The following is a 23,717-nucleotide window of genomic DNA, read 5'->3' as shown; positions in this document are numbered from 1 at the left end:
AGAATTACTTACTGTTACGGGTGACAGCTATTTTTACGCTTCTTTGATTAAAGCAATTTCTGTTTTAATGCGTTATATTTATGAATATGATAGTTTGTTGAATTAAAATCAACTTCCTGTTGCATATTTTATAATTTACTTTCTTTTATTAGCTTTGTGCGAATATGCTGTCCAAAAAAACAAAATATGCCATTAAAGCGCTTGTTGCGCTAGGTAAAAATTTAGATAAACCACCAATGCAGATTTCGAAAATTGCAGAGGAGGAGCATATCCCAAAAAAATTCCTGGAACAGATCCTTCTGGATCTGCGCAATGCCGGCTTTTTATACAGTAAAAAAGGAGCAGGCGGTGGTTACAGCTTAAACAAAAAACCTGAAGAGATTTTATTGGTGCACGTAATGCGTGTAACCGATGGCCCCATTGCAATGGTGCCATGCGCAAGTTTAAACTTTTACCACAAATGTGATGAGTGCGTGGATGAAAAAACATGCGGTATCAGAAGTGCTTTTATTGATGTAAGGGATGCCACACTAAAGGTTTTAACCGAAACCAGCATTGCAGATGTAATTGGTCGTGAGGATAACCTGAAAATCGGTATCGTTAATTTATAATAACTTATTTTCTAGAGAAACCTATCAGGTTTTAAAAACCTGATAGGTTTGAACGCGGTATAACAAGATTTCGTAAATTTTTTAATAATAAATTACGACTATTCCTATATACTTTATATATTTGGCGTATGAACTTCAATTTTATACCTAAACAATTAACCGCTAAGCAAATAATGTGCTGTTGTTGTAAAACGCAGTAACAGGAGCCTACAGATAATTTTATGTATAAAATATTGAATGCTTCTCGGTAACAGGGAGGCATTTTTTGAATAAAGCTAACAACATATATGCAAAGTTTCAGAACAGAACTCGAAAATCCGATCGTCGAGCAGGACATCATCGATTTAGAGAACAAGATTAAAGCTTTTAGAGATGGAACCATCCACGACGAAAAGTTTAGGAGCCTCCGTTTGGCCCGTGGTGTTTACGGACAAAGGCAGCCAGGTGTGCAAATGGTGCGCATTAAACTGCCATTTGGTAAGGTAACTTTTAAGCAGTTATTGCGTATTGCCGATATTGCCGATGAATACGGAAGCGGTAACCTGCACTTAACCACACGTCAGGATATCCAGATCCATTATGTGAGTTTAGATAGAACACCTGAGCTTTGGGCCAAACTGGAGCAGGATGATATTACACTGCGCGAAGCCTGTGGAAACACGGTTCGTAATGTAACCGCTTCTCCTAATTCGGGTATCGATGCAGAAGAACCTTTTGATGTTTCGCCTTATGTACAGGCTGTATTTTTATACTTTTTGCGTAACCCGATCTGTCAGGAAATGGGCCGCAAGATTAAAATTTCATTTTCTTCAAGCGATAGGGATACGGCTTTCAGCTATATCCACGATTTAGGTTTTATTCCGAAAATTAACGAAAATGGCGAACGTGGGTTTAAGGTTTTATTTGCCGGTGGTTTAGGTGCACAGCCTTTCCTTGCCAATGCCGTTCACGAATTTTTACCTGAAGATCAGTTAATTCCTTTTACCGAGTCTGTACTCCGCGTGTTCGATCGTTATGGCGAACGCAGTAACCGTAACAAAGCACGTTTAAAATACCTGGTTCAGAAATTAGGCTTAGAAGAAGTGTTGCGTTTGGTTGCTGAAGAACGTATTGCCAATAAGGTAAAAACCTTTAAAATAGATCTTAATACTGTTCCTCAGCCCACTTTACCTTTAGAACAGGAATACCCTGCGGTAGAAATATTGAATGAAGCACATTATAAACACTGGTTAGCTACCAACGTAATTGAGCAAAAACAAGCCGGGTTTTATGGCGTGTATGTAAAAGTTCAGGTGGGCGATATTAAAACCGATAAAGCTAGGGCCTTTGTTGATGCCATCAGGTTGTATGTTGCCGATGAAATCAGGATCACCCAAAACCAGGGTTTATTGTTAAAATTTGTGCGTAAGGAAGCACTGCCTTCATTATATGCCGCGCTAAATAAAATTGGTTTTACCACAGCCGGCTTTGATAGTTTGGCTGATATTACCACTTGCCCGGGTACGGATACCTGTAATTTGGGTATTTCGAACTCGATGACGCTTGCAGAAGTTTTAGAGGAAGTAATTTATACCGATTTCCCAGAATTTATCTACGAGAAAAACATTAAGATCAAAATTAGTGGCTGTATGAACTCTTGCGGTCAGCATGGTTTGGCCGAAATTGGTTTCCACGGAAGTTCGGTAAAAGCTGAAGGCAAAGTGGTTCCGGCTGTTCAGGTAATGCTTGGTGGCGGTACGGTTGGTAATGGTGTTGGCCGTGTGGCTGAACGTGTAATTAAAGTGCCTTCAAAAAGGGCGACAAGTGTTTTACATTTCATTTTAAATGATTTTAAAGCCAATAACCAGGAAGATGAAAACTTCCACCAATATTATGACAGAAAAGGTAAAGACTATTTTTATCAGTTATTGAAACCATTAGCCGATTTAACCAACCTTCAGACGGAAGAGTTTGTAGACTGGGGCCACGTTGAAGAATTTGTAACTGCGATTGGTGTGGGTGAGTGTGCCGGTGTGGTGATTGATTTAGTAGCTACTTTATTATTAGAAGCCGACGAAAAATTTGGCTGGGCAAAACAAAATCTGGATAAAGCTGCTTATGCCGATGCCATTTACCATACCTACAGCACTTTTGTAAGCGCAGCAAAATCTTTATTGTTGGATAAAGGCGTAAACAGCAGTACACAGGTTGGTGTGATCCGTGAGTTTGATAACCATTATGTAGAAACCGGAGAATTTAATTTACCGACCAATTTCTCAGACCTGGTTTTACAGATTAACAAAAACGAACCGACTGAAGAGTTTGCAAAAAAATATTTTGAAGAAGCCAGTCAATTTTTAAATCAGATTAAGGAGAAAAGAGCGGTACTAGTGCAAGGATTGAAGTAGGGAATGATAGAGTTAATGAATGATTAAGTGTTAAAATGAATGATTGAATGATGAAATGATTGAATTGCCGATAAGTATATACATGATGTAAGCGCATTCACTCATTCAAAATCCACTCATTCAAAATTAAAAATCGCTGGTAAAACATTCTCTCATTCAAACTTAAATCATTTAAAAAGTAAAATACAAAGATGAGCGATCAGAAATTAAATATAGAATCAAGAATTACCCTTTTAGGCGCAGGTCCAGGCGATCCGGATTTACTGACTTTAAAAGGCGTAAAAGCATTGCAAACTGCTGATGTGGTATTGTATGATGCCTTAACCAACGAAGCTTTATTGGAGCATGCCCCGGCAGAAGCGATTAAAGTTTATGTAGGAAAACGTTCGGGTGAGCATTCTTATCCGCAGGATACCATCAATAAATTAATGATCGATTACGCTTTAAATTACGGACATGTGGTGCGGTTAAAAGGTGGCGATCCTTTTGTTTTTGGCAGAGGGTACGAAGAGCTTGATTATGCCGCATCGTACAGCATTCCGGTAAGTGTAATTCCGGGTATTTCGAGTTCGATCGGTGTACCGGGTTTACAGCAGATTCCGGTTACGCACCGTGGCATGAGCGAAAGTTTCTGGGTAATTACAGGTACTACCACTTCTGGTGAAGTATCAGCCGATATTTACCAGGCAGCGCAATCTAACGCTACTGTAGTGGTGCTGATGGGATTAAAAAAACTACCTAAAATTGTAGAGATTTTTAAAGCAGCAGGCAAACATCATTTACCAACAGCCGTAGTGCAAAATGGATCGGCAGAGGATGAGCGATTAGTTGTAGGCGTAGTAGAAACCATCGAAAGTTTAGTGCAACAGGAAAATATTAAAGCCCCGGCTTTATTAATTTTTGGAGAAGTTGTATCATTACATCCGTCATTTAAGAACTTAATTAAACAATATGCAAGTATTGCCTAACCAACCAGATAATGCATCGTCTATTTCGGAAGAAGAAAAAGGCAACCAGCTTTTTCCAGTTTTTGTAAAGCTGAACAAGCTGCGTACATTATTAATTGGGGCAGGTAATATCGGGCTCGAAAAATTAACAGCAATTGTTAACAATAGCCATAGCGCTACCATAACTATTGTTGCAGAGATCGTTTCGCCCGAAGTTTATGCACTTATTGCAAATTATCCACAGATAAAGGTGAAGCAGAAAAGTTTTGATATCAACGACCTGGATGATATCGACATCGTTTTTGCTGCAACCAATAACAATATTTTAAACGAAGAGATCAGGAGTGTTACGCACGAGCGTGGTTTGCTGATCAATGTAGCCGATAAACCAGAACTTTGTGATTTCTATCTGGGATCCATTGTTCAAAAAGGAGATTTAAAGATTGCGATTTCTACAAACGGAAAATCGCCAACTATTGCCAAACGTTTAAAACAGATTTTAAACGAAGGTTTGCCTGAAGAACTGGACGAAACACTACAGAATATGAGTGCTTTGCGTCAGACTTTAAACGGCGATTTTTCTGCAAAGGTTAAAAAACTCAATAAAGTTACCCAGAGTTTAATCAATCCTAAAAAGAGTTTTGCGGAGCGAAATATTAAATGGTTAATCTGGGTGGCTGCAGTTTTACTGCTTGGGGCAATCGGGCTATCCCTCTGGAATACCGAGCCAGAGTTTCAGTCATTTCTGATTAATATAGATCCATTATTCTACTGGTTTTTAGGGGCAGGGTTTTTATTTGCCTTAATTGATGGCGCAATCGGTATGTCGTATGGCGTTACCACGGCATCTTTTTCGCTGGCCATGGGTTTGCCACCGGCATCGGCCAGTATGGCGATCCATATTTCGGAAGTAATGAGCAACGGGATTGCCGGCTGGATGCATTACCGCATGGGTAACGTAAACTGGAAGCTTTTTAAGATATTAATTCTTCCGGCGATCATTGGTGCGGTATTAGGTGCCTATATTTTATCTTCATTAGAACATTATAGCAGTTACGTTAAGCCGGTTGTAGCAGTTTATACGCTGTTTTTAGGTGCTGTTATTTTAATGAAAGCCTTTAACATCAAGAGAAAAAAAGCCGATCAGAAAATCAAGAAAATTGGTTTATTAGGCTTTTTTGGTGGTTTTATCGATGCAGCTTTTGGTGGTGGCTGGGGATCTATCGTTTTATCGAGTTTAATTGCAGGCGGTCGTCACCCATTGTTTTCATTGGGAACTGTAAAAATAAGCCGTTTTTTTATTGCTACCCTCAGTTCGCTTACCTTTTTTACCATGCTTGGTGGCAAACACTGGGAAGCAGTTGTAGGGTTAATTATCGGTAGTGCAATTGCATCGCCGATTGCTGCAAAAGTATCGAACAAAATTTCGGCAAAAACCATTATGGTAGCTGTTGGAATTATCGTAATGATTGTAAGCTTGCGCAGCGTGATTATGTTTATTTTAAAATTAATTTAGTGATGAACAACCTTGAGGAGATAAAAGCAGCACTGGCAGGTTTAAGTACAATTGATAAATTGAAGTTTTTGGCAGATCAATATGCCGGTCGCATAATATTTTCGACCAGTTTTGGCTGGGAAGACCAGGCCATTACCCATTTGATTTTTGCCAATAACATTCCGATTAAAGTTTTTACCTTAGAAACCGGTCGCCTGTTCCCCGAAACCTATTACGTTTGGAACCGTACCCTCGAAATTTATAACAAGCCGATCCATGCCTATTATCCGCAAAATGAGCTGTTGCAGGATATGGTGAACACCAAAGGTCCGAGCAGCTTTTACGAATCGGTAGAAAACAGGAAGGAGTGCTGTTACATCCGTAAAATCGAACCTTTAAAAAGAGCATTAAAAGGTAACGAAATCTGGATAACAGGAATCAGGGCCGATCAGAGTGCCAATCGTGAAGACATGCAAGATTTAGAATGGGATGAAGGCAATCAACTGGTTAAATTCCACCCCATATTCGACTGGACTTTAGAGGATGTAAAAACCTACATTAAAGAAAATAACATTGTGTACAATACTTTGCACGATAAAGGTTTCCCGAGCATAGGATGTGCCCCATGTACAAGAGCAGTACAGCCGGGCGAAGATTTTAGGGCCGGAAGATGGTGGTGGGAAGACCAGAGCAAAAAAGAATGCGGATTACATGCAACCACTTAATGGATGATGTAAAATGTAAAATGGATAATGGGGAGACAAGGTAAAATGGAAGATGTGTAATGGATGATGGGGAACTGTGCATTTGAGCAGATGAACTGCAACTTTTTAACCTTAAAACCTTCCAACAATTTTTAACAACAACAACACAACAACAAATATAACAAGTTGAATAATTGAGCGATTTAACATTCAATCATTCAACATTTAAACATTCCAACAATTGTAATGAGTACATATAATTTTGATTATTTAGATGAACTGGAAGCCGAGGCCATTCACATTTTGCGTGAAGTAGCAGGTCAGTTTGAAAAACCGGCCCTGTTATTTTCGGGTGGGAAAGATTCGATTACTTTAGTTCGTTTAGCAGAAAAAGCATTCCGTCCGGGGAAATTTCCTTTTCCTTTGGTACACATAGATACCGGCCATAATTTTGAAGAAACCATTACTTACCGCGATCAGATGATCGAAAGGATTGGCGAAAAACTGATTGTGGGTTCGGTGCAGGAATCGATAGATCAGGGTAAAGTGGTTGAGCAGACTGGTAAAAATGCCAGTAGAAATGCTTTACAAACAGTAACCTTGCTCGATACGATTGCGAAATATGGATTTGATGCCTGTATTGGCGGCGCCCGCAGGGATGAAGAAAAAGCAAGGGCTAAAGAACGTATTTTCTCTGTTCGTGACGAATTTGGTCAGTGGGACCCAAAACGCCAGCGCCCGGAGCTTTGGAATATTTACAACGGTAAGATTCATAAAGGCGAAAATATCCGTGTGTTTCCGATCAGTAACTGGACAGAACTTGATGTTTGGAATTATATCCGCAGGGAGAAAATTGATCTGCCAAGTATTTATTTCTCGCACGAACGCGATTGTATTACCAGAAACGGACAATTAATGGCTGCTTCTCCGTTTTTAAATATGGATGACGAGGATGTTGTTGAGCGTAAACAGGTGCGTTTCCGGACAGTAGGTGATATGTCGTGCACAGCTGCGGTAGAATCGGATGCATTTTTAATCGACGATATTATTTCGGAAATCAGTGCTTCTAAAATTTCAGAACGTGGTGCCCGTATGGACGATAAAGTTTCTGAAGCCGCAATGGAAGACAGAAAAAAGGGAGGGTATTTTTAGGAGAGAATGAAGTATTTAGTATCAAGTATCAAGATTGAACAGCCCTCTTGATACCCGATACTAAATACTTGATACTTGGTACTCAATACTCAATACTAAATACCCGATACTAAAAAACCCAACCCAAGCATTAAAACATTTCAACATTAAAACATTACAACAATCGTGAACATATTAAAATTTTTCACAGCAGGCAGCGTAGATGATGGTAAAAGTACCTTGATTGGCCGTTTGTTATACGATACAGATTCTATTCTGGCCGATCAGTTAGAAGCTTTACAGAGTTCTAACCGCAAAAACGACGACGGATCAATAGATCTTGCCATTCTTACCGATGGTTTAAGGGCCGAGCGCGAGCAGGGCATCACTATTGATGTAGCCTACAAATACTTTCAAACAGAGAAACGTAAATTCATTATAGCCGATACCCCGGGGCATATCCAGTACACCAGGAACATGGTTACAGGAGCTTCTACGGCTAATCTGGCCATTATTTTAATCGATGCCCGTAATGGCGTGGTTGAGCAGACCATCCGCCACTCTTACATTGTTTCTTTATTGGGCATTAAACATGTGGTGGTGTGTATCAACAAAATGGATATGGTTGATTACAGCGAAACCGTTTACAGTTCGATTATAGAGAAGTACAAAATCCTGGCCCAGCAATTAAAACTGGCAGATGTTACTTATATCCCGGTAAGTGCTTTAAAAGGAGATAATGTGGTGCAGGCTTCTGAAAATATGGACTGGTATGAAGGTGAAAGCTTGCTGCATTTTTTAGAGAAAGTAGATACCGATAGCCTGGACAAATCGCAACTGGCACGTATGCCCGTACAATGGGTAGTAAGACCACAAACTGATGAACTGCACGATTATCGCGGTTATGCCGGCCGGGTTTTAAGCGGAACCTTCAACTTAAATGATAAAGTTACTGTTTTGCCGTCAGGAGCAAGTTCTACCGTAGAAAAGATCGATTTTTTTGATCAAACGCTTGATGCTGCACACGCAGGCCAGTCGGTAATTATCCATTTAAAGGATGATGTAGACATCAGCCGTGGCGATACCATTGTAAATGCTTCGGCATTGCCACAGGAAACAAAACTGATTGAAGCCGATCTTTGCTGGATGGATACCCGCGCACTCGATACTTCGATTATGTATAACATTCAGCATAACAGCAAAATCACGAAGTGCAAAATCAGCGAAATTCTGCATAAAGTTGACATTAACACGCTGGAGAAGCATGCTGCCGATGAATTTAAATTAAATGATATCGGTCGCGTAATTGTTAAAACTGCTGATGCTTTAGCCTTTGACTTATACGACGATAACCGCGCAAATGGTTCTGCCATTTTGGTTGATAGCCGTACCAATTTAACCGTTGGGGCTTTGATGTTCAGGGCGGCAGTGGAGTAAGATGTAAAATGGAAGAGGTAAGATGGATAATGGAAATGACCAATGACCAATTTTCAATGATCAATAGCCTTATGGAATATCGCTAAAACCTTAATATTCTTAATTCCTTAATGGTGGAAAAATGGATGATGTAAGATGGAAAATGAAAATTGATGCGATATTTATTTCAACTCACTGATCCTAAAATCCTACAATCCTGAAAATCCTAATTTAGAACCACAACCAAATATAATAATGAAAGCTTTAGATTGATCTGAAGTGAAAGCAATTTCAATGGGGTGCCGAATGGTTAGCCCCATTTTTCGTTTAAGGTTTTTTGTATCTTTATTATGGAAATGTTCCTAAAAGCTCATCTTCCTGTTATAACATAATCCATAAAACATGAAAAGAAATCTTTTGTACCTCATTTTTGCCGCTGTGCCATTTGTTTTTGCCTGTAACCAATCAGAGAAAAAAGTTGATACCGCAAAAAAAGATTCCGTTATCAATCAAAGCTGTTATGCTGCTTTTTTTGAGAAAGATAGTGCCGCTATGATTGTGAAAACCATGTCTTCCGGCAAGGTAACAGGATCGCTATTGGTAAAATATGCGGATAAACCGCAGAATAATGGAAAGATAACAGGGAAGTTTAATGGCGATACGTTATTGGTTGATTATCGCTTTAACACCGGAGGCGATACCACTAAAGCTTTTACCAATCCGCTGGCATTTTTAAAGAAAGATGGGAAATTGATTATGGGCGTTGCACAGATTGAAACCACTTTGGGCCGATCGTATTTTGTTAAAGGCAAACCGATTAATTATGAAGCCGGGAAATTTACTTTTGCAGAAGTGAATTGTAAATAAATAACATATCCGGTCTTAGCGTCCCGCTAAGACCTAATTTATACTCATAATTATTTTTGCCACGGAGGCACTGAAAGCACGGAGATATTTTTTTTTTTTGCTACACATCATCCTGCTGTACCGTCATTTCGAGCGGAGTGTAGCGAAGTCGAGAAATCTATCGAGGTAGATCTCTAAGTTATATTGCCTGTTATATACATTTTATTACCTCCATAATAAGGTAAATAAAATTATTTTAAAATAAATTACTACTATTCCCATAGACTTTATATATTTGTATAATTAAACAAACGTATAACGAGCATAAACTTTTTGTTATGATTTTGAATAAAGTAGAAAAAGCGAACATTGAACCAAAAATTACTTTAATAGGTGCTGGTCCTGGCGATCCGGATTTATTTAGTTTAAAAGGTGTTAAAGCATTAAAAACAGCTGATGTTGTTTTATATGATGCAAATGTGAACGAAGCTTTATTGTGTCATGCGCCTGATGGTATTCCGAAAGTTTATGTGGGCAAACGTTCTGATGATGAATCATTCTCTCAGGATGCAGTTAACAAGCTGATTATTGATTATGCTTTAAACTATGGCCATGTAGTACGTTTAAAAAGCGGCGATCCGTTTTTCTTTGCAAAAGGATATGAAGAAATTGATGCGGCAGAATCGTACAGTATTCCGACTGAAATTATCCCGGGTATTTCGAGTGCAACCGGTGCGCCAAGTTTGCAAAAAATCCCGATGATTTACAAAGACCTTAGCGAAAGTTTCTGGGCGGTAACCGGAACAAATAGCAGGGGCGAAATTTCTGAGGATTTATATATTGCTGCAAAAACCAAAGCAACCATTGTAGTTTTAAACGGAATTGAAAAAGTAAAAGAAATTGCCGCTATTTTCCAGGCGGAAAATAAAAACCTGTTGCCTGTAGCGGTAATCCAGAATGGTTCTACGCCACAGGAAAAAATTGCAGTAGGTATTGTAGATACCATTGCCGAAATTGTTGAAGATAAAAAAATTGATGCGCCTGCGTTATTGGTTTTTGGCGATGTGGTTTCACTTCACCCTCAGTTTCAACCGATCCGCGATTTTTACGAAATCATCGCCGAAGAGTACTAGATATTTTTAAACCAAAAATATATTTGTTTTGTTGTTAAAAACCGCTTATGGATTTAAGCGGTTTTTTCGTTTTTAACATCCCGCAGATTTAAGGTTGTTGCCGCTTCAAAATCAGCGGGAAACCATCAACCATTTTGTTCCCGCAGATTTAAGACGATCAGCGCAGAATAAACTTATGTTTTTTGCATTTTGCAGGAACCAACGTTGTTTTTAAGCCTGATAGCAGCGGAAAACCCGAAGGTGAGGCACGAGCCGAGGCTTTGTAGCGAATAGCAGGGCTACCGGCCGCCACGAAGAAACCTACCACTCACTTTCTAATAAAAAAGCTAAGTATTTGTATGAATCAGATCTCTCTGCTTTGCGCCGGTAAGGGCGACTATTTTTCCTTTAAAATAACAACTAATAATATAATTTACATTATTTGTAAAGCTCAAAACAATTAGTAACTTACTTGGGTTATCTACACCAAATAGTTGATGGAAATTATACATATAAGCGCCGAGTGTTACCCTGTTGCAAAAGTTGGTGGATTAGCCGATGTGGTAGGGGCCTTACCAAAATACCAGAATAAACTGGGCCATATAGCCAAAGTGGTTGTACCGGCTTATGATACAAAATTTATCCGCGAAAGCGAATTCGAAGTTACTTACGATGCCTGGGCAAACTACGGCAATCACCATTTTCAATACCGCATTTTAAAAGAAAGAACCAATAAACTTGGGTTTGATTTATATGTGATCCATATTCAAGGATTAACCGATCGCCCCAATGTTTATGGCTATGGTGATGATACCGAACGTTTTGTTGCCTTTCAGATTGCTACGCTCGATTGGATTGTGCAATGGGAGCACCGTCCGGATGTAATCCACTGTCACGATCACCATACTGGTTTAGTACCTTTTATGGTGGCAAACTGTATAAAATACAAGCCGATCAGTAGTGTTCCCACGGTTTTAACCATTCATAACGCGCAATATCAGGGACAGTTTGGCTGGAACAAACTATATTACCTGCCAGCTTTTGATTTATGGAAAGGTGGATTGTTAGGTTGGGATGACGCGATAAACCCTTTGGCTTCAGCCATAAAATGTGCCTGGAAGGTAACCACAGTTTCGCCGACCTACCTGGAAGAAATGATGGGTAATGCCCGCGGACTGGAAAGTTTATTAAGGCAGGAGCGCTGGAAATCTGTCGGGATTTTAAATGGTATCGATAATGAGGTATGGGATCCTGCAACCGACCCTATGCTTGGCAAAAATTACAATATAAAAACCGTAGAAGCAGGAAAACTGGCAAACAAAACAGCACTTTGCAATGTTTTTCAATTAGATCCGTCTAAACCGCTATTTACTTTTATCGGCAGGCTTGTTGATGAAAAAGGAGCTGACATTCTACCAGATATTTTTTACACCGCGCTGCAGCAACATGGCGATAACATTAATGTTTTGGTTTTAGGTTCAGGAGATAACTGGGTAGAAGGACGTTTAAATCAGCTGAAAGATATTTTCGGCGGTAAATACAATGTTTACATCGGTTATAATGAACAGGTTTCGCATGAGATGTATGCCGGGGCAGATTTCCTGATTATGCCATCGAGGGTAGAACCTTGCGGTTTAAACCAGCTTTATGCATTACGTTATGGAACTGTACCGATTGTACGCAGGGTTGGAGGATTAAGAGATACAGTAATTGATATTGGCGATAATGGTTTCGGTATTTGCCACGATCAAACGAGTATTTGGGATGTTACGCATTCCATTAACCGTGCAGTTGATTTTTACAATGATAAAAAAGCCTTTAAAGCTGTGAGAAAAACCATGATGAAAATAGATCATTCCTGGGATAGGGCAGCCTTAAATTATATAGAATTATACCAAAATTTAAAATAAGCTTAAACATGACTGACAAAGTTTTAGGCGTTATCCTTGGCGGTGGCCAGGGCTCTAGATTATCGCCACTAACACAAACACGTTCTAAACCGGCAGTTCCGATTGCAGGTAAATACCGTTTGGTAGACATTCCGATTTCGAACTGTCTTAATTCGGGTATCCACCGTATGTTTGTGTTAACACAGTTTAATTCGGCATCCCTAAACAAACACATTAAAAACACCTATCACTTTAGCCACTTTAGTACAGCTTTTGTTGATATTTTGGCGGCTGAACAAACTGTGCAGAACTCAGGTTGGTTTCAAGGTACAGCAGATGCAGTCCGTCAGTGTATGCATCACATTGTTTCGCATGAGTTCGATTACATCCTCATCTTATCAGGCGATCAGTTGTACCAGATGGATTTTAAAGATATGATCGAAAAACATATCGAAGCGAATGCAGAAATTACCATCGCTACCATTCCGGTAACTGCAAAAGATGCAACAGATTTTGGTATTTTAAAGGCTGATGATGAAAACATGATCACCTCATTTATTGAGAAGCCTAAGACCGGTTTGGAAGATTGGATTTCGGATACAGGTGAAGAAATGCAGGCCGAGGGCCGTAACTTCCTTGCATCAATGGGTATTTATGTGTTTAACCGCGAATACCTGATCAATATTTTAAATGAAAACGAGGATGAAAAAGACTTTGGTAAAGAAATTTTACCTAGGGCGATTACACAAAGCAGGGTTTTAAGCTTCCAGTACGAAGGTTATTGGACCGATATAGGTAATATTTCATCTTTCTTTGAGGCCAATTTAGGCTTAACAGATGAAATCCCTAAATTTAACATGTTTGATAGCAATCATGCCATTTTTACAAGGGCCAGGATGCTGCCACCTTCAAAAATTTCGGGAACCACTTTGGATAAAACCATTATTGCAGAGGGGTGTATTATCCAGGCCAGCAAGGTAGAGCATGCTGTTTTGGGGATTCGTTCGAGGATTGGGAAAGACACGGTAATTACCAATGCCTATATTATGGGCAGCGACAGGTACCAGACGCTGGAAGAGATACAGGAAGAAAACAGTAAAGGAAATTCACTGATTGGTATCGGCGACCGTTGTTTCATCAATAATGCCATCATCGATAAAAACTGCCGCATTGGTAACGATGTAAAAATTAACGGTGGCGACCATTTAGAAGATGGAGATTTTGAACTTTATGCCGTTAAAGATGGAATTGTGGTAATTAAAAAAGGCGCTGTTGTACCTAGTGGGACGGTGATTTAGTCAAGTATCTGTCATTCTGAGCACCGGAAGAATCTTTCCAGACCTTATAGGTTTCAAAAACATATAAGGTCTTTTCTTTTTAAGCCTTTTTCGTTTTCCATCCAACATTTTCTTCCTAAGCTTGTTAGTAAAATAAACAAAAAATAGCTTATGGCCGAACAGCACCTTTATCAAACAGGAATTATAGGAAATTGCGCTTTCATTGCACACATAAATAAAAATACCGATATCTCATGGCTTTGCTGGCCACGTTTCGATAGTCCGTTTGTTTTTGGGAGTTTATTGGATAAGAAAAAAGGAGGTGAATTTTCAATCCTGCCACAGGGCGAATTTACCTCGAACCAATATTATATCGAAAATACCAATGTTTTACGCACAGAAATCACCGCTGAAGACGGAAAATACCGTATAACTGATTTTGCTCCGCGTTTTCACCTTTACGAACGTTATTTTAAACCTTTAATGTTCATCAGAAAGATTGAACCTTTAGAAGGTAATCCGCGTATCACGATAAAATGTGAACCCGTGTGCGATTATGGGAAAGGGAAAATGAAATCGAGTAGGGGCAGTAACCATATCGATTATCTGGGTTGTGATGAAAATATCCGTTTAAGTACCAATGTTTCGCTTACCTATATCATCGATGAAAAAGCTTTTGTACTGAACGAAGCCAAATACCTCATCATGACTTACGGACAAAACCTGGAAGCCCCGGTGGTGAGTACGGCCGAAAATTTTCTTCGTGAAACCATTGCTTACTGGAGGTTATGGATTAAACATTCATCCATTGCCGGCTTTTATCAACCATTTGTGATCCGCTCGGCCCTGGTTTTAAAAATACATCAGTATGAAGATACAGGCGCTATCATCGCTGCCAGTACCACGAGTTTGCCCGAATCGCCCGGAAGTACGCGGAACTGGGATTATCGCTATTGCTGGTTGCGCGATTCGCACTATGTGCTTACTTCGTTAAACCACATTGGCCATTTTGAAGAGATGGAAAAGTATTTTAATTACCTTTCTGATATTTCTCATGCGGAAGATACACGGTACCAGCCTTTATATGGCATTGCAGGAGAAAGGGAAATTACTGAACGCACATTAGACCATCTGGAAGGTTATAAAGGCGAACAACCTATCAGGATCGGGAACCAGGCTTACGAACATATTCAGAATGATATTTACGGACAGGTTTTAATTTCAATGCTGCCACTTTATACCGATCATCGTTTCGTTTTTTCAGAACGTAGTGATTCGGTTAAATGGATAGAAAGTGTACTCTCTAAAATTGAGCGAACCATTGATGAAAAAGATGCGGGAATCTGGGAGTTCAGGAATATTGCTAATGTGCATTGCTACAGTAATTTGTTTCAGTGGGCCGGTGCACAGGCAGCTTTCAAAATGGCGAAAACCATCGGTAATGCAGATTTTGAAAAACGTGCCCAGGTATTAATTGATAAAGCTGCGGCACATATTGAAGCCTGTTACGATCCAGAAAGAAAGGTATATACCAATGCTGTAGGAAGCGAGCATTTAGATGCGAGCACTTTGCAGTTAATTATGATGAATTACTTGGATCCGGCTTCTGATCGGGCCAAAGATCATTTAATTGCATTAGAAAAGGAATTAAAAACGGAAGACGGATTGTTTTACCGTTACCTGCATGCTGATGATTTTGGAAAACCGAAAACTACGTTTTTAATCTGTGCATTCTGGTATGTTGAAGCCCTGGCCTGCGTAGGTAGAACTGATGAGGCAATTAAAGAGTTCGAAAACATCATTAAATATTGTAATCATTTGCTATTGTTTAGTGAAGATGTGGATGCAAAAACCGGCAGTCAGTGGGGAAACTTTCCGCAGGCTTATAGCCATGTGGGATTGATGAATGCGGCTTACCGCATTGCAATTAAACTGGACAGGCCGATATTTTTGTAAGGATGGTGGATTACAAATCCACAGTTCGAGGGTCGGAATTGCAAATCCAGACTAACTAGAAAAAGCTTTGACAACTTTAATATGCACAATGCATATTAAAGTTGTCAAAGCTGTTATAAAAAGATCTGTGAGGGACACAGACCTTGATATTAGTTGTTTTATGGGTAATTTAAATTACAATCCGTCACCCTGAATTTATTTCAGGGTCTGTACTTCAAAAAGATGCTGAAATAAATTCAGCATGACGACTCGCATTATGAATAGCAACTACAAAAAAACTACCCTCTTTCCACAAACTCTTCCTTAACCAAACTCCAGAGCAGTTTTCTTACTTCCTTAAAATCGTTTAAGTAATATTTTGCTTCAGAAATGTTATTGCCTACTTTAATGGTAAAAGCTTCATCTGGTAAGGCCCTGAAAATATCTTCATCGGTATGATCGTCGCCGAGGGCAAGAATAAAATCAGGATCCTTTTCATAAAGCCAGTTTAAAGCCGCCTTACCTTTATTTACTTCCATGTTTTTAAACTCGATTACTTTGTTACCCGGCATGAGTTGCAGGCCTTTATCTGCAGCAAGGATTTTCATGTGGCTGATGATTTCGTTGGCCCTTAAATCGCCCAAACCTTCTTCTGCTTTGCGGTAATGCCATACCAGTGAGTAACTTTTTTCTTCAATAAATGATCCCGGTGTACGGTCGGTATAGGTTTCTAACAGGGTTCTGATTTCCTGTTTCCATTGGTCGGTAAGTAGGGGCAGGCAGTTCCATTTATCGCCATGCGATTTTTGCCAGGCACCATGTTCGGCAATTAAATCAACTTTTAAATGCCCAAACCACTGTTCTAAAGTTTCATGTCTTCTTCCACTGATGATTACCACGGTGTTGGCATGGTCTATGGTCAGGTTTTCTATCAGATCGTAAAGTTCTGCATCAGGTGAGGCATCATCAATATTTCCGGTAAAATCTACCAGTGTGCCATCGTAATCGAGAAACAGTGCCCTATCGGTTGTTTTTGCATATTTGGCAGCGATTACTTCGTTAATGGCATTTACTGCATGTTTGGTTAATAATGATTTTTGAGAATCTTTCACTTCGTTTAATCTTAAAATAAAATTGTTTACCCAATGTTTTACATTGAATTTTTCTACAATGGCACGCATGGCTGTCATGCGTTGTTGCTGTTCTTCCAAAGGCATTTTTAATGCGGTAACAATAGCTTCCATGATGTCGCCAAGGTTGTTAGGGTTAACAATTACCGCATCTGTTAATTCTTTGGAAGCACCGGCCATTTCGCTTAAAATAAGTACGCCGTCATTGTTGTTCCTGCTGGCAATATATTCTTTGCTTACCAGGTTCATACCATCGCGCATAGGCGTAACCAGGCAGATATCGGCTGTGGCGTAAAGCGCAGATAGTACCTCTATCGGAAAAGAGCGGTAAAAATAATTAACCGGAATCCAGTTGATAGAGCGGTACCGTGCATTTAAATTACCCACAAACTGGTCAATCTGATCCCTCAGCTCGCTATATTGCGGTACCGTATCGCGTGAGGGAACCACAATCATAAAAAGCTCAATCTTGCCGATATATTCGGGATGAAGCTGCAACAGTAGTTCTAAAGCTTTTAAGCGTTCTAAAATGCCTTTACTATAATCTAATCGGTCGATAGAAAGGATCACTTTCATATCTTCTTTTCCGGTCCTGAAATAATCGATTTCTTTTTTAACTTCTTCCGTTTGGGTTAAATCAGAAAATTTATCATAATCTATTCCCATCGGGAAAGCTTCTACTACAATCTGCCTTTCATTGCTGTTGAGTACGTTTGACGATGAATTTACCGGAAGCAGGCGCGTTGCCGTACTGATAAAATGGCGTACATCATCATAAGTATGAAAACCGATTAAATCGGCACCGATTAATCCGTTTAAAATTTCTTCCCGCCAGGGGATTAACCTGAATATTTCGTAAGAAGGGAAGGGGATATGCTGAAAAAATCCAATGGTAGCGTTCGGTAATTTTTCTCTTAAAATGCCTGGTAAAAGGAGCAGTTGGTAATCCTGAATCCAGATTTTATCTTTCCTCTGGAGTACCTGCATCGCACTTTTTGCAAATTTTTCGTTTACTGATTTGTAGCAGTCCCAATAAGTTTGCTCAAAATGAGCGTAGGTAACTACATAATGGAATACGGGCCATAAAACTTCGTTTGAAAAGCCTTCGTAATATAAATTGATTTCGTTTTGGGTAAGGAAAACCGGGTATAGATTTAATTCGGCGAGTTTTTGTGTAACTTCTTCTTGACGTTCTTCCGGAACCTCGATTCCGGGCCATCCTATCCAGATGGAATTGCCTGATTTATACACGTCGCCCAAACCGGTGGCAAGTCCGCCTTCGCTGGGAATAAACGTGTATTCGTCGTTTTCTTCGATGATTTTAACGGGTAGTCTGTTCGATATTATAACTGTCTTCATGCTTGTATTTGATGTATCTACATCATTAAAAGCATATCAAAATGGTTTTGTTTGGATTTTTAGCCCAAAAAAACATTCAAATGATTAAACGTAGTTAAAAACCAGCGAAAAAGTTGTACCACTTCCGGGAGTAGAAATTACTTCGATACTTCCCCTGTGCATCTTCATAATGTTACGGCTGATCGTTAATCCAATGCCCGATCCATTTTTTCTGGTGGTGTAAAAAGGAACAAAAATCTTCTCCAGATCTCCTGCATCAATTCCTTTTCCGTTATCGGTAACGTCGATATAAAGTTTCGTGTTTTCCAGACGGTAATTTACATTGATATAAGGCATTTCTTTACTTTCAACGGCATAAATGCTGTTGGTAATCAGGTTAATCAATACCTGCTCTATCAGTTTCAAATCGAGCTGTACGGTAATTTTTGAGGAAGTTTGCTCTACATCCAGCACCACATTTTTAACCTTTGCAAATGGCTGCATCAAAACTTTAATGTGTTTCAATATTTCGCCGATGGTATGCGATTCGAGATTTGGTGTGGGCAGTTCGGCAATTAAGCGGTAATCTTTCACAAAATCCAGTAAACCCGATGAACGCCTCTGAATAGTTTGTAAAGCCATTTTCAGGTCGTCCATTTCATCTTCTGTGAGGTTCTTTTTATCGGTTACCATTTTATTGATCGTATCCGATAATGAGCTGATGGGCGTAATGGAATTGAGGATTTCGTGCGAAATCACACCAATTAACCTGTTCCAGGCCTCAGTTTCTTTCTGCTCAATTTCATCTTTAATATTCTGGAAACTGATGATGGTATAATTTTTTCCATAAAGGTTTAAAGGAATCACTTCGGTAGAAAGCTGGATCAGTTTATCCTGGATTTTTAACTCCAGAAATCTTTTTCCACCGGTTAAAATCTGATCTATTTCAGCCGCAAATACAGGAAGATGCTGTTTTAACCGGTGCCAGTATTTATAGGCCGGTACACCCAATAGATTTGAGGCCGCCTGATTGAAAAAAGCAATTTCTTCGTTTTGTTCTTCCGATGTATTGTTGACCACGATTACGCCTACCGGTACCTGTTCTAAAATGGTTTTAATCAGCTGGAACATGGCTTCCTGCTCCAACCTGATCTGTTTATGTACCTGTAAAATATCGCTAAACGATTCGTAAAGTTCAGGGAAACTGCCCCTTGTTACCTTGTTTTTGAAATTTAAGGTGTGATCGCGCGTTTTTACGGCCAAAATGAAACGGTTAATATCCGAGCGGATCTGATTGATATAATAGTAAAGCGAAATAATGGTTCCCAATAAGATTAATGAAACACCGATAATGGTAAACCAGAGCTGGGTATTTTTGATCAGGTAAAACAGGAGGTAGCCCAGCAGATTGATTATCACTAGGCGGAATATTAAACGAAAGGTAAAGCGCTGGTAGAACATGTTTTTTAAGCTGAAAGCTAAAAGCTGAAAGACTAAAGCTTTAACCTTTGGTCTTTAGACTTTAAGCTTATATTCCAAATTTCTCGATTCTTCTGTAAAGTGCGGCCCGGGTTAAACCCAGTTCGGCTGCGGCTTTTGATATATTTCCTTTGTGTTTGTCGATTGCTTTCTGCACCATCATTTTCTCCATATCCTCAAGGGCCATTTCATCGGGGATGGAATTGTTTTGTGCAAAACGCTGCGGACTTAATTGTAAATCTTCTTCCGAAATTTCGCTTCCATCGCTCATAATTACCGCCCGTTCTAAAACATGTTGTAATTCGCGCACATTGCCCGGCCATTTATAATTTAAAAGTACATCTTCTGCTTTATGGCTTAATTTACGGATTTCTTTATGATATTTTGAACTGAAACTCTGCATAAAATGATTGGCCAGGAGTAAAATATCTGTCCCCCGTTTACGTAAAGGTGGTAATAACAACTCAACGGTGTTAATACGGAAAAGTAAATCCTGCCTAAAGGTATTTTTAGCCACCATTTCGTTTAATGGCATGTTAGTAGCGGTAATTAAGCGCACATTTACCTTACGTTCTTTACTTTCGCCTAAACGGGTTACGGTACGGTTTTGTAATACGCTCAGCAATTTTGCCTGTAAGGGCAGGGTTAAATTGCCAATTTCATCTAAAAATATGGTTCCGCCATCAGCAAGTTCGAAACGGCCGGGTTTATCTTCTTTTGCGTCGGTAAAAGCACCTTTGGCATAGCCAAATAGCTCACTTTCGAATAAATTTTCGTTTAAAGAGCCTAAATCAACGTGCATAAAAACCTGGTTCTTTCTTTGCGAATTTCCATGGATTTCGTAAGCAAAAACCTGCTTACCCGTGCCGTTTTCGCCTAAAATCAGCACATTGGCATCAGTTGGCGCAACTTTAAGCAAGGTAGCCTGCAGCTGTTTGATACCATCAGCCTGACCAACAATATTCTCAAAGCCGCGGGTAAGGTCTTTTTGTAAAGAAGAATGTATTTTTTCGAGTTTTTTTACTTTTCTGGTCGATTCGCGGAGTTTGGATGCTGCAGAAATCGTGGCGAAAAGTTTTTCGTTTTCCCAGGGTTTTAAAATAAAATCGGTGGCGCCATTTTTGATTGCTTTAACTGCAAGTTCAACATTTCCAAAGGCGGTCATTAAAATCACTACATAATCTTTATCGATAGATAAAATGTGTTCGAGCCAATACAAACCCTCGCGACCATCACTTGCGCCTTTTTGGTAATTCATATCAAGCAGAATGATATCTACTTCGTTTTTACTCAACAAAACATTGATTTCTTTAGGCGATTTACAGGTAATTACCTGCTTTACCTGCTGTTTTAGAAACAAACGGGCACTCAGCAGGATATCGTCGTCATCATCAATAATTAAAACTGTGGCGTCCAACATAAATTTAAATTTGATGTGCTAAAGTACTAAAACTGTCCGCTCCCGCACACGAACTGTCCGATAATGAACATATTAAAATAATAAAAACTTTTAATTGCCTGATTATTAGGTCTTTAATTATGATTTTGGCTTTTGGCACAAGCTTGGCATAAGGGAAATCGAACAGTACAACCGAACACATGGATAAGAAAATAGAGAAAAAAAGATTTGGCACTAAAACCTTGTTAATCATAGGTGGCGCAATTGCTTTTGTGGCAGTTGTAATTTATGGCTATACTTTATCCCTTAAAAAAGTTTATAGTGCAGATGCCGATAAATTAACGATCAGTAAAGTAGAATATGGCGATTTTGAAGATGTAGTTTTATTAAACGCGAGTGTTGTTCCACTAACTTCGGTTATTGTAAGTTCATCAGAAGGCGGTACGGTTGCCGAAATTTTTACCGAAAACGGTGCTTCGGTTGTAAAAGGAACACCCTTGTTAAGAATCTCCAACTCAAATGCGATGTTGAGTTATACTTCCAGTCAAACTGCAGCTACTGAGCAGATTAACCAGTTACGTAAATCGAGACTGGATTTAGAGCAAAATCAAAGGGTACTTAATCAGGATGTTTTGGATGTAGAAAACAGTTTGAGAACAGCAACCCGTCAATATAGACTAGACAGTTCGTTGTTTGCGAAAAAAGTGATTACACTACAGGAATTTAATAAATCGAGTCAGGATTTTGAATACTACCAGGGTAAACTTAAAATTGTGCGTCAGGCTGTTAAACAGGAAAACCAGAGCAGAAAAATGCAGTTGGCACAGATAGACCAATCGATGGGCCAGATGAACGAAAGTTTGGAAATGATCCGCAAAAATATCGAAAACATGACGATTAAAGCACCGGTTTCGGGTAAATTGTCTTCTTACGATCCGGTAATCGGTAAATCATACAATTCTAACGAAATGATCGGTAAAATTGACGTTTTGCAGGGTTATAAACTTCAGGCTGGTGTGGATGAATATTACATCAACAGGGTTAAGGAAGGGCAGACGGCCAGTTGCGAGTTTAATGGAAAAACTTATAACTTAACGGTAAGCAAAGTAATCCCCGAAGTTACTGCAGGTCAGTTTCAGGTAGAAATGGTATTTAAAGGTCCGGCTCCGGAAGGCTTACGCAGAGGTTTATCGTTACAAACTAAGTTAACACTATCAGATAACAGCAAATCGTTGCTTTTGGCACAGGGGCAGTTTTTTCAAAGCACAGGCGGCTCATGGGTATTTGTGGTAAACAATGGCAAAGCAACAAAGAAAAACGTAAAAATCGGCAGAAAAAATTACCTCTACTACGAAATACTGGATGGCTTGCAAAAAGGCGACGAAGTAATTACGTCATCATACGACCAGTTTAACCAGTACGATCAGGTGGTGATAAATAAGTAAAGCGGTTAGCGGATGGCGCTTGGCGATATGTAATGACCAATAACCAATAAATTAATGATCAATAATCAATAATCAGGAAACTAAAATTAGCCAATAATTGATTGAGATTTGAGATTTTTTAAAAATGGAATATAAAGTTAACGAATAATATATTCAGGTCTAAATACTTGATACTATATGCTTGATACTAAGTACCTGATACTAAATACTAGATATAAAACTAGAAAAACACTTGATACGATGATTAAAATAGAAAATCTGGAAAAAGTTTACAAAACTGAAGAAGTAGAAACAACGGCCCTCAACGGAATAAACCTTCATGTTGCTGCAGGCGAATTTGTTTCCATCATGGGGCCATCAGGCTGCGGAAAATCTACCCTGTTAAATGTAATGGGTTTATTGGATAAGCCTGAAAGCGGAAGTTATAAGTTTATCGATACGGAGCTTTTAACGCTGAACGACAGGGAACGTTCCAATTTCCGTAAGCGGAATATGGGTTTTGTTTTCCAGAATTTTAACCTGATTGATGAGTTAACTGTTTTCGAAAACATCGAACTGCCATTGATCTACAATAAAATTGCAGCTGGCGAACGCAAAAAACTGGTAAATGAAATCATCGAAAGGATGAACATTGTAAACCGGAGCGGACATTTTCCTCAGCAATTATCGGGTGGACAGCAACAACGTGTAGCCGTAGCCAGGGCTTTGGTAACCAAACCTAAACTGGTTTTAGCGGATGAGCCTACCGGAAACCTCGATAGTTCGCATGGAAACGAAGTAATGGAGCTGCTTTGCGAATTGAATGAAACCGGTACTACCATTGTAATGGTTACGCACTCCAGTCATGATGCCAGTTTTTCCAACCGGATCATTAACCTGAAAGATGGTCATGTGATTTCCGAAAAGATAAACAAAAGCCGTAACGAGGAGCTGATATAAAGGTAAAAGGTTGAAGGTTTTAAGGTAGAAGGTCGAGTTATATCAACCTTTCAGCCTCTACCTTCCAACCTTCCTCCTCATAAAAAGATTTTAGTTTAGTTAATGATAGCCGCCCAGCAATCTTCCCCGGATGGGGAGATTTGGGACAGGCGCAAAAGCTGAAAGACCAAAGTAAGGGAGCTAACCTTCTTGATACTTGCTACTTAATACTTGCTACTTAATACTAATTACCAGACA

Annotated in this window: 17 protein-coding genes; 14 read left to right on the top strand and 3 right to left on the bottom strand. The window is 39.4% G+C overall.

All coding sequences use genetic code 11. The annotated features are described in order from the left end of the window. Positions 1-164: 164 nt before the first annotated feature. The 12 genes from DRW42_RS26555 (at position 165) to DRW42_RS26500 (ending at position 15,771) form a co-directional block, all read left to right on the top strand. The gene (locus tag DRW42_RS26555; protein WP_029275042.1) at positions 165-611 is read left to right on the top strand and encodes an RrF2 family transcriptional regulator; all 447 of its coding nucleotides are present in this window, start codon (positions 165-167) and stop codon (positions 609-611) included. 287 nt (positions 612-898) lie between these two features. Next, a complete protein-coding gene (locus DRW42_RS26550; RefSeq protein WP_113951888.1) occupies positions 899-2,998 on the top strand; it encodes a HEPN domain-containing protein in 2,100 nt (699 codons plus the stop codon). A gap of 191 nt (positions 2,999-3,189) precedes the next feature. Next, the gene (gene cobA / locus DRW42_RS26545; RefSeq protein WP_113951887.1) at positions 3,190-3,966 is read left to right on the top strand and encodes a uroporphyrinogen-III C-methyltransferase; all 777 of its coding nucleotides are present in this window, start codon (positions 3,190-3,192) and stop codon (positions 3,964-3,966) included. Next, on the top strand, positions 3,950-5,461 hold the full coding sequence (locus DRW42_RS26540) for a TSUP family transporter (RefSeq protein ID WP_113951886.1): 1,512 nt from the start codon (positions 3,950-3,952) through the stop codon (positions 5,459-5,461). Before cobA (DRW42_RS26545) ends, DRW42_RS26540 begins: the two co-directional genes overlap by 17 nt. Positions 5,462-5,463: 2 nt before the next feature. After that, on the top strand, positions 5,464-6,165 hold the full coding sequence (locus tag DRW42_RS26535; RefSeq protein ID WP_113951885.1) for a phosphoadenylyl-sulfate reductase: 702 nt from the start codon (positions 5,464-5,466) through the stop codon (positions 6,163-6,165). 225 nt (positions 6,166-6,390) lie between these two features. After that, the gene (cysD, locus tag DRW42_RS26530) at positions 6,391-7,296 is read left to right on the top strand and encodes a sulfate adenylyltransferase subunit CysD (protein ID WP_113951884.1); all 906 of its coding nucleotides are present in this window, start codon (positions 6,391-6,393) and stop codon (positions 7,294-7,296) included. Positions 7,297-7,461: 165 nt separating this feature from the next. Further along, a complete protein-coding gene (locus DRW42_RS26525) occupies positions 7,462-8,712 on the top strand; it encodes a sulfate adenylyltransferase subunit 1 (RefSeq protein WP_113951883.1) in 1,251 nt (416 codons plus the stop codon). Positions 8,713-9,093: 381 nt separating this feature from the next. After that, a complete protein-coding gene (locus DRW42_RS26520) occupies positions 9,094-9,558 on the top strand; it encodes a hypothetical protein (RefSeq protein WP_113951882.1) in 465 nt (154 codons plus the stop codon). 317 nt (positions 9,559-9,875) lie between these two features. Continuing rightward, complete coding sequence (gene cobA / locus DRW42_RS26515; protein WP_113951881.1) at positions 9,876-10,670, top strand: uroporphyrinogen-III C-methyltransferase; 795 nt, start codon at positions 9,876-9,878, stop codon at positions 10,668-10,670. 476 nt (positions 10,671-11,146) lie between these two features. Then, entirely contained in the window at positions 11,147-12,559 is a 1,413-nt protein-coding gene (locus tag DRW42_RS26510; RefSeq protein ID WP_113951880.1) for a glycogen synthase, read from the top strand. 8 nt (positions 12,560-12,567) lie between these two features. Continuing rightward, the gene (locus DRW42_RS26505; RefSeq protein WP_113951879.1) at positions 12,568-13,836 is read left to right on the top strand and encodes a glucose-1-phosphate adenylyltransferase; all 1,269 of its coding nucleotides are present in this window, start codon (positions 12,568-12,570) and stop codon (positions 13,834-13,836) included. A 150-nt stretch (positions 13,837-13,986) separates the two neighbouring features. Then, positions 13,987-15,771, top strand: coding sequence for a glycoside hydrolase family 15 protein (locus DRW42_RS26500; protein ID WP_113951878.1), 1,785 nt, complete (start codon positions 13,987-13,989; stop codon positions 15,769-15,771). A gap of 278 nt (positions 15,772-16,049) precedes the next feature. Here the strand turns inward: DRW42_RS26500 and DRW42_RS26495 are convergent, their stop codons facing one another. The 3 genes from DRW42_RS26495 to DRW42_RS26485 form a co-directional block, all read right to left on the bottom strand. Next, the gene (locus tag DRW42_RS26495; RefSeq protein WP_113951877.1) at positions 16,050-18,239 is read right to left on the bottom strand and encodes a bifunctional alpha,alpha-trehalose-phosphate synthase (UDP-forming)/trehalose-phosphatase; all 2,190 of its coding nucleotides are present in this window, start codon (positions 18,237-18,239) and stop codon (positions 16,050-16,052) included. An 84-nt stretch (positions 18,240-18,323) separates the two neighbouring features. Next, a complete protein-coding gene (locus DRW42_RS26490; protein ID WP_244215373.1) occupies positions 18,324-19,637 on the bottom strand; it encodes a sensor histidine kinase in 1,314 nt (437 codons plus the stop codon). Positions 19,638-19,746: 109 nt separating this feature from the next. Further along, the gene (locus DRW42_RS26485; protein WP_113951875.1) at positions 19,747-21,117 is read right to left on the bottom strand and encodes a sigma-54-dependent transcriptional regulator; all 1,371 of its coding nucleotides are present in this window, start codon (positions 21,115-21,117) and stop codon (positions 19,747-19,749) included. Between the two features lie 179 nt (positions 21,118-21,296). Here DRW42_RS26485 and DRW42_RS26480 point away from each other — a divergent pair, with 179 nt between their 5' ends. After that, a complete protein-coding gene (locus DRW42_RS26480; RefSeq protein ID WP_113951874.1) occupies positions 21,297-22,541 on the top strand; it encodes an efflux RND transporter periplasmic adaptor subunit in 1,245 nt (414 codons plus the stop codon). 240 nt (positions 22,542-22,781) lie between these two features. Beyond that, positions 22,782-23,480 carry an ABC transporter ATP-binding protein gene (locus DRW42_RS26475; protein WP_113951873.1) on the top strand — a complete coding sequence of 233 codons (699 nt, stop codon included), beginning with the start codon at positions 22,782-22,784 and terminating at the stop codon, positions 23,478-23,480. The last annotated feature ends 237 nt before the right edge of the window (positions 23,481-23,717 follow it).

It is taken from the genome of Pedobacter miscanthi, from assembly GCF_003315595.1.
Classification (GTDB): Bacteria; Bacteroidota; Bacteroidia; order Sphingobacteriales; family Sphingobacteriaceae; genus Pedobacter; species Pedobacter miscanthi.
Note: the sequence above shows the minus strand (reverse complement) of the source record. Positions and strands in the feature narration are given on the sequence as shown.

What these genes read in the sequence shown, in the direction of transcription:
- DRW42_RS26555 (WP_029275042.1), top strand. Translation starts at nt 165, where the DNA reads ATGCTGTCCAAAAAAACAAAATATGCCATTAAAGCGCTTGTTGCGCTA.
- DRW42_RS26550 (WP_113951888.1), top strand. Translation starts at nt 899, where the DNA reads ATGCAAAGTTTCAGAACAGAACTCGAAAATCCGATCGTCGAGCAGGAC.
- cobA (WP_113951887.1), top strand. Translation starts at nt 3,190, where the DNA reads ATGAGCGATCAGAAATTAAATATAGAATCAAGAATTACCCTTTTAGGC.
- DRW42_RS26540 (WP_113951886.1), top strand. Translation starts at nt 3,950, where the DNA reads ATGCAAGTATTGCCTAACCAACCAGATAATGCATCGTCTATTTCGGAA.
- DRW42_RS26535 (WP_113951885.1), top strand. Translation starts at nt 5,464, where the DNA reads ATGAACAACCTTGAGGAGATAAAAGCAGCACTGGCAGGTTTAAGTACA.
- cysD (WP_113951884.1), top strand. Translation starts at nt 6,391, where the DNA reads ATGAGTACATATAATTTTGATTATTTAGATGAACTGGAAGCCGAGGCC.
- DRW42_RS26520 (WP_113951882.1), top strand. Translation starts at nt 9,094, where the DNA reads ATGAAAAGAAATCTTTTGTACCTCATTTTTGCCGCTGTGCCATTTGTT.
- cobA (WP_113951881.1), top strand. Translation starts at nt 9,876, where the DNA reads ATGATTTTGAATAAAGTAGAAAAAGCGAACATTGAACCAAAAATTACT.
- DRW42_RS26510 (WP_113951880.1), top strand. Translation starts at nt 11,147, where the DNA reads ATGGAAATTATACATATAAGCGCCGAGTGTTACCCTGTTGCAAAAGTT.
- DRW42_RS26505 (WP_113951879.1), top strand. Translation starts at nt 12,568, where the DNA reads ATGACTGACAAAGTTTTAGGCGTTATCCTTGGCGGTGGCCAGGGCTCT.
- DRW42_RS26500 (WP_113951878.1), top strand. Translation starts at nt 13,987, where the DNA reads ATGGCCGAACAGCACCTTTATCAAACAGGAATTATAGGAAATTGCGCT.
- DRW42_RS26495 (WP_113951877.1), bottom strand. Translation starts at nt 18,239, where the DNA reads ATGAAGACAGTTATAATATCGAACAGACTACCCGTTAAAATCATCGAA.
- DRW42_RS26485 (WP_113951875.1), bottom strand. Translation starts at nt 21,117, where the DNA reads ATGTTGGACGCCACAGTTTTAATTATTGATGATGACGACGATATCCTG.
- DRW42_RS26480 (WP_113951874.1), top strand. Translation starts at nt 21,297, where the DNA reads ATGGATAAGAAAATAGAGAAAAAAAGATTTGGCACTAAAACCTTGTTA.
- DRW42_RS26475 (WP_113951873.1), top strand. Translation starts at nt 22,782, where the DNA reads ATGATTAAAATAGAAAATCTGGAAAAAGTTTACAAAACTGAAGAAGTA.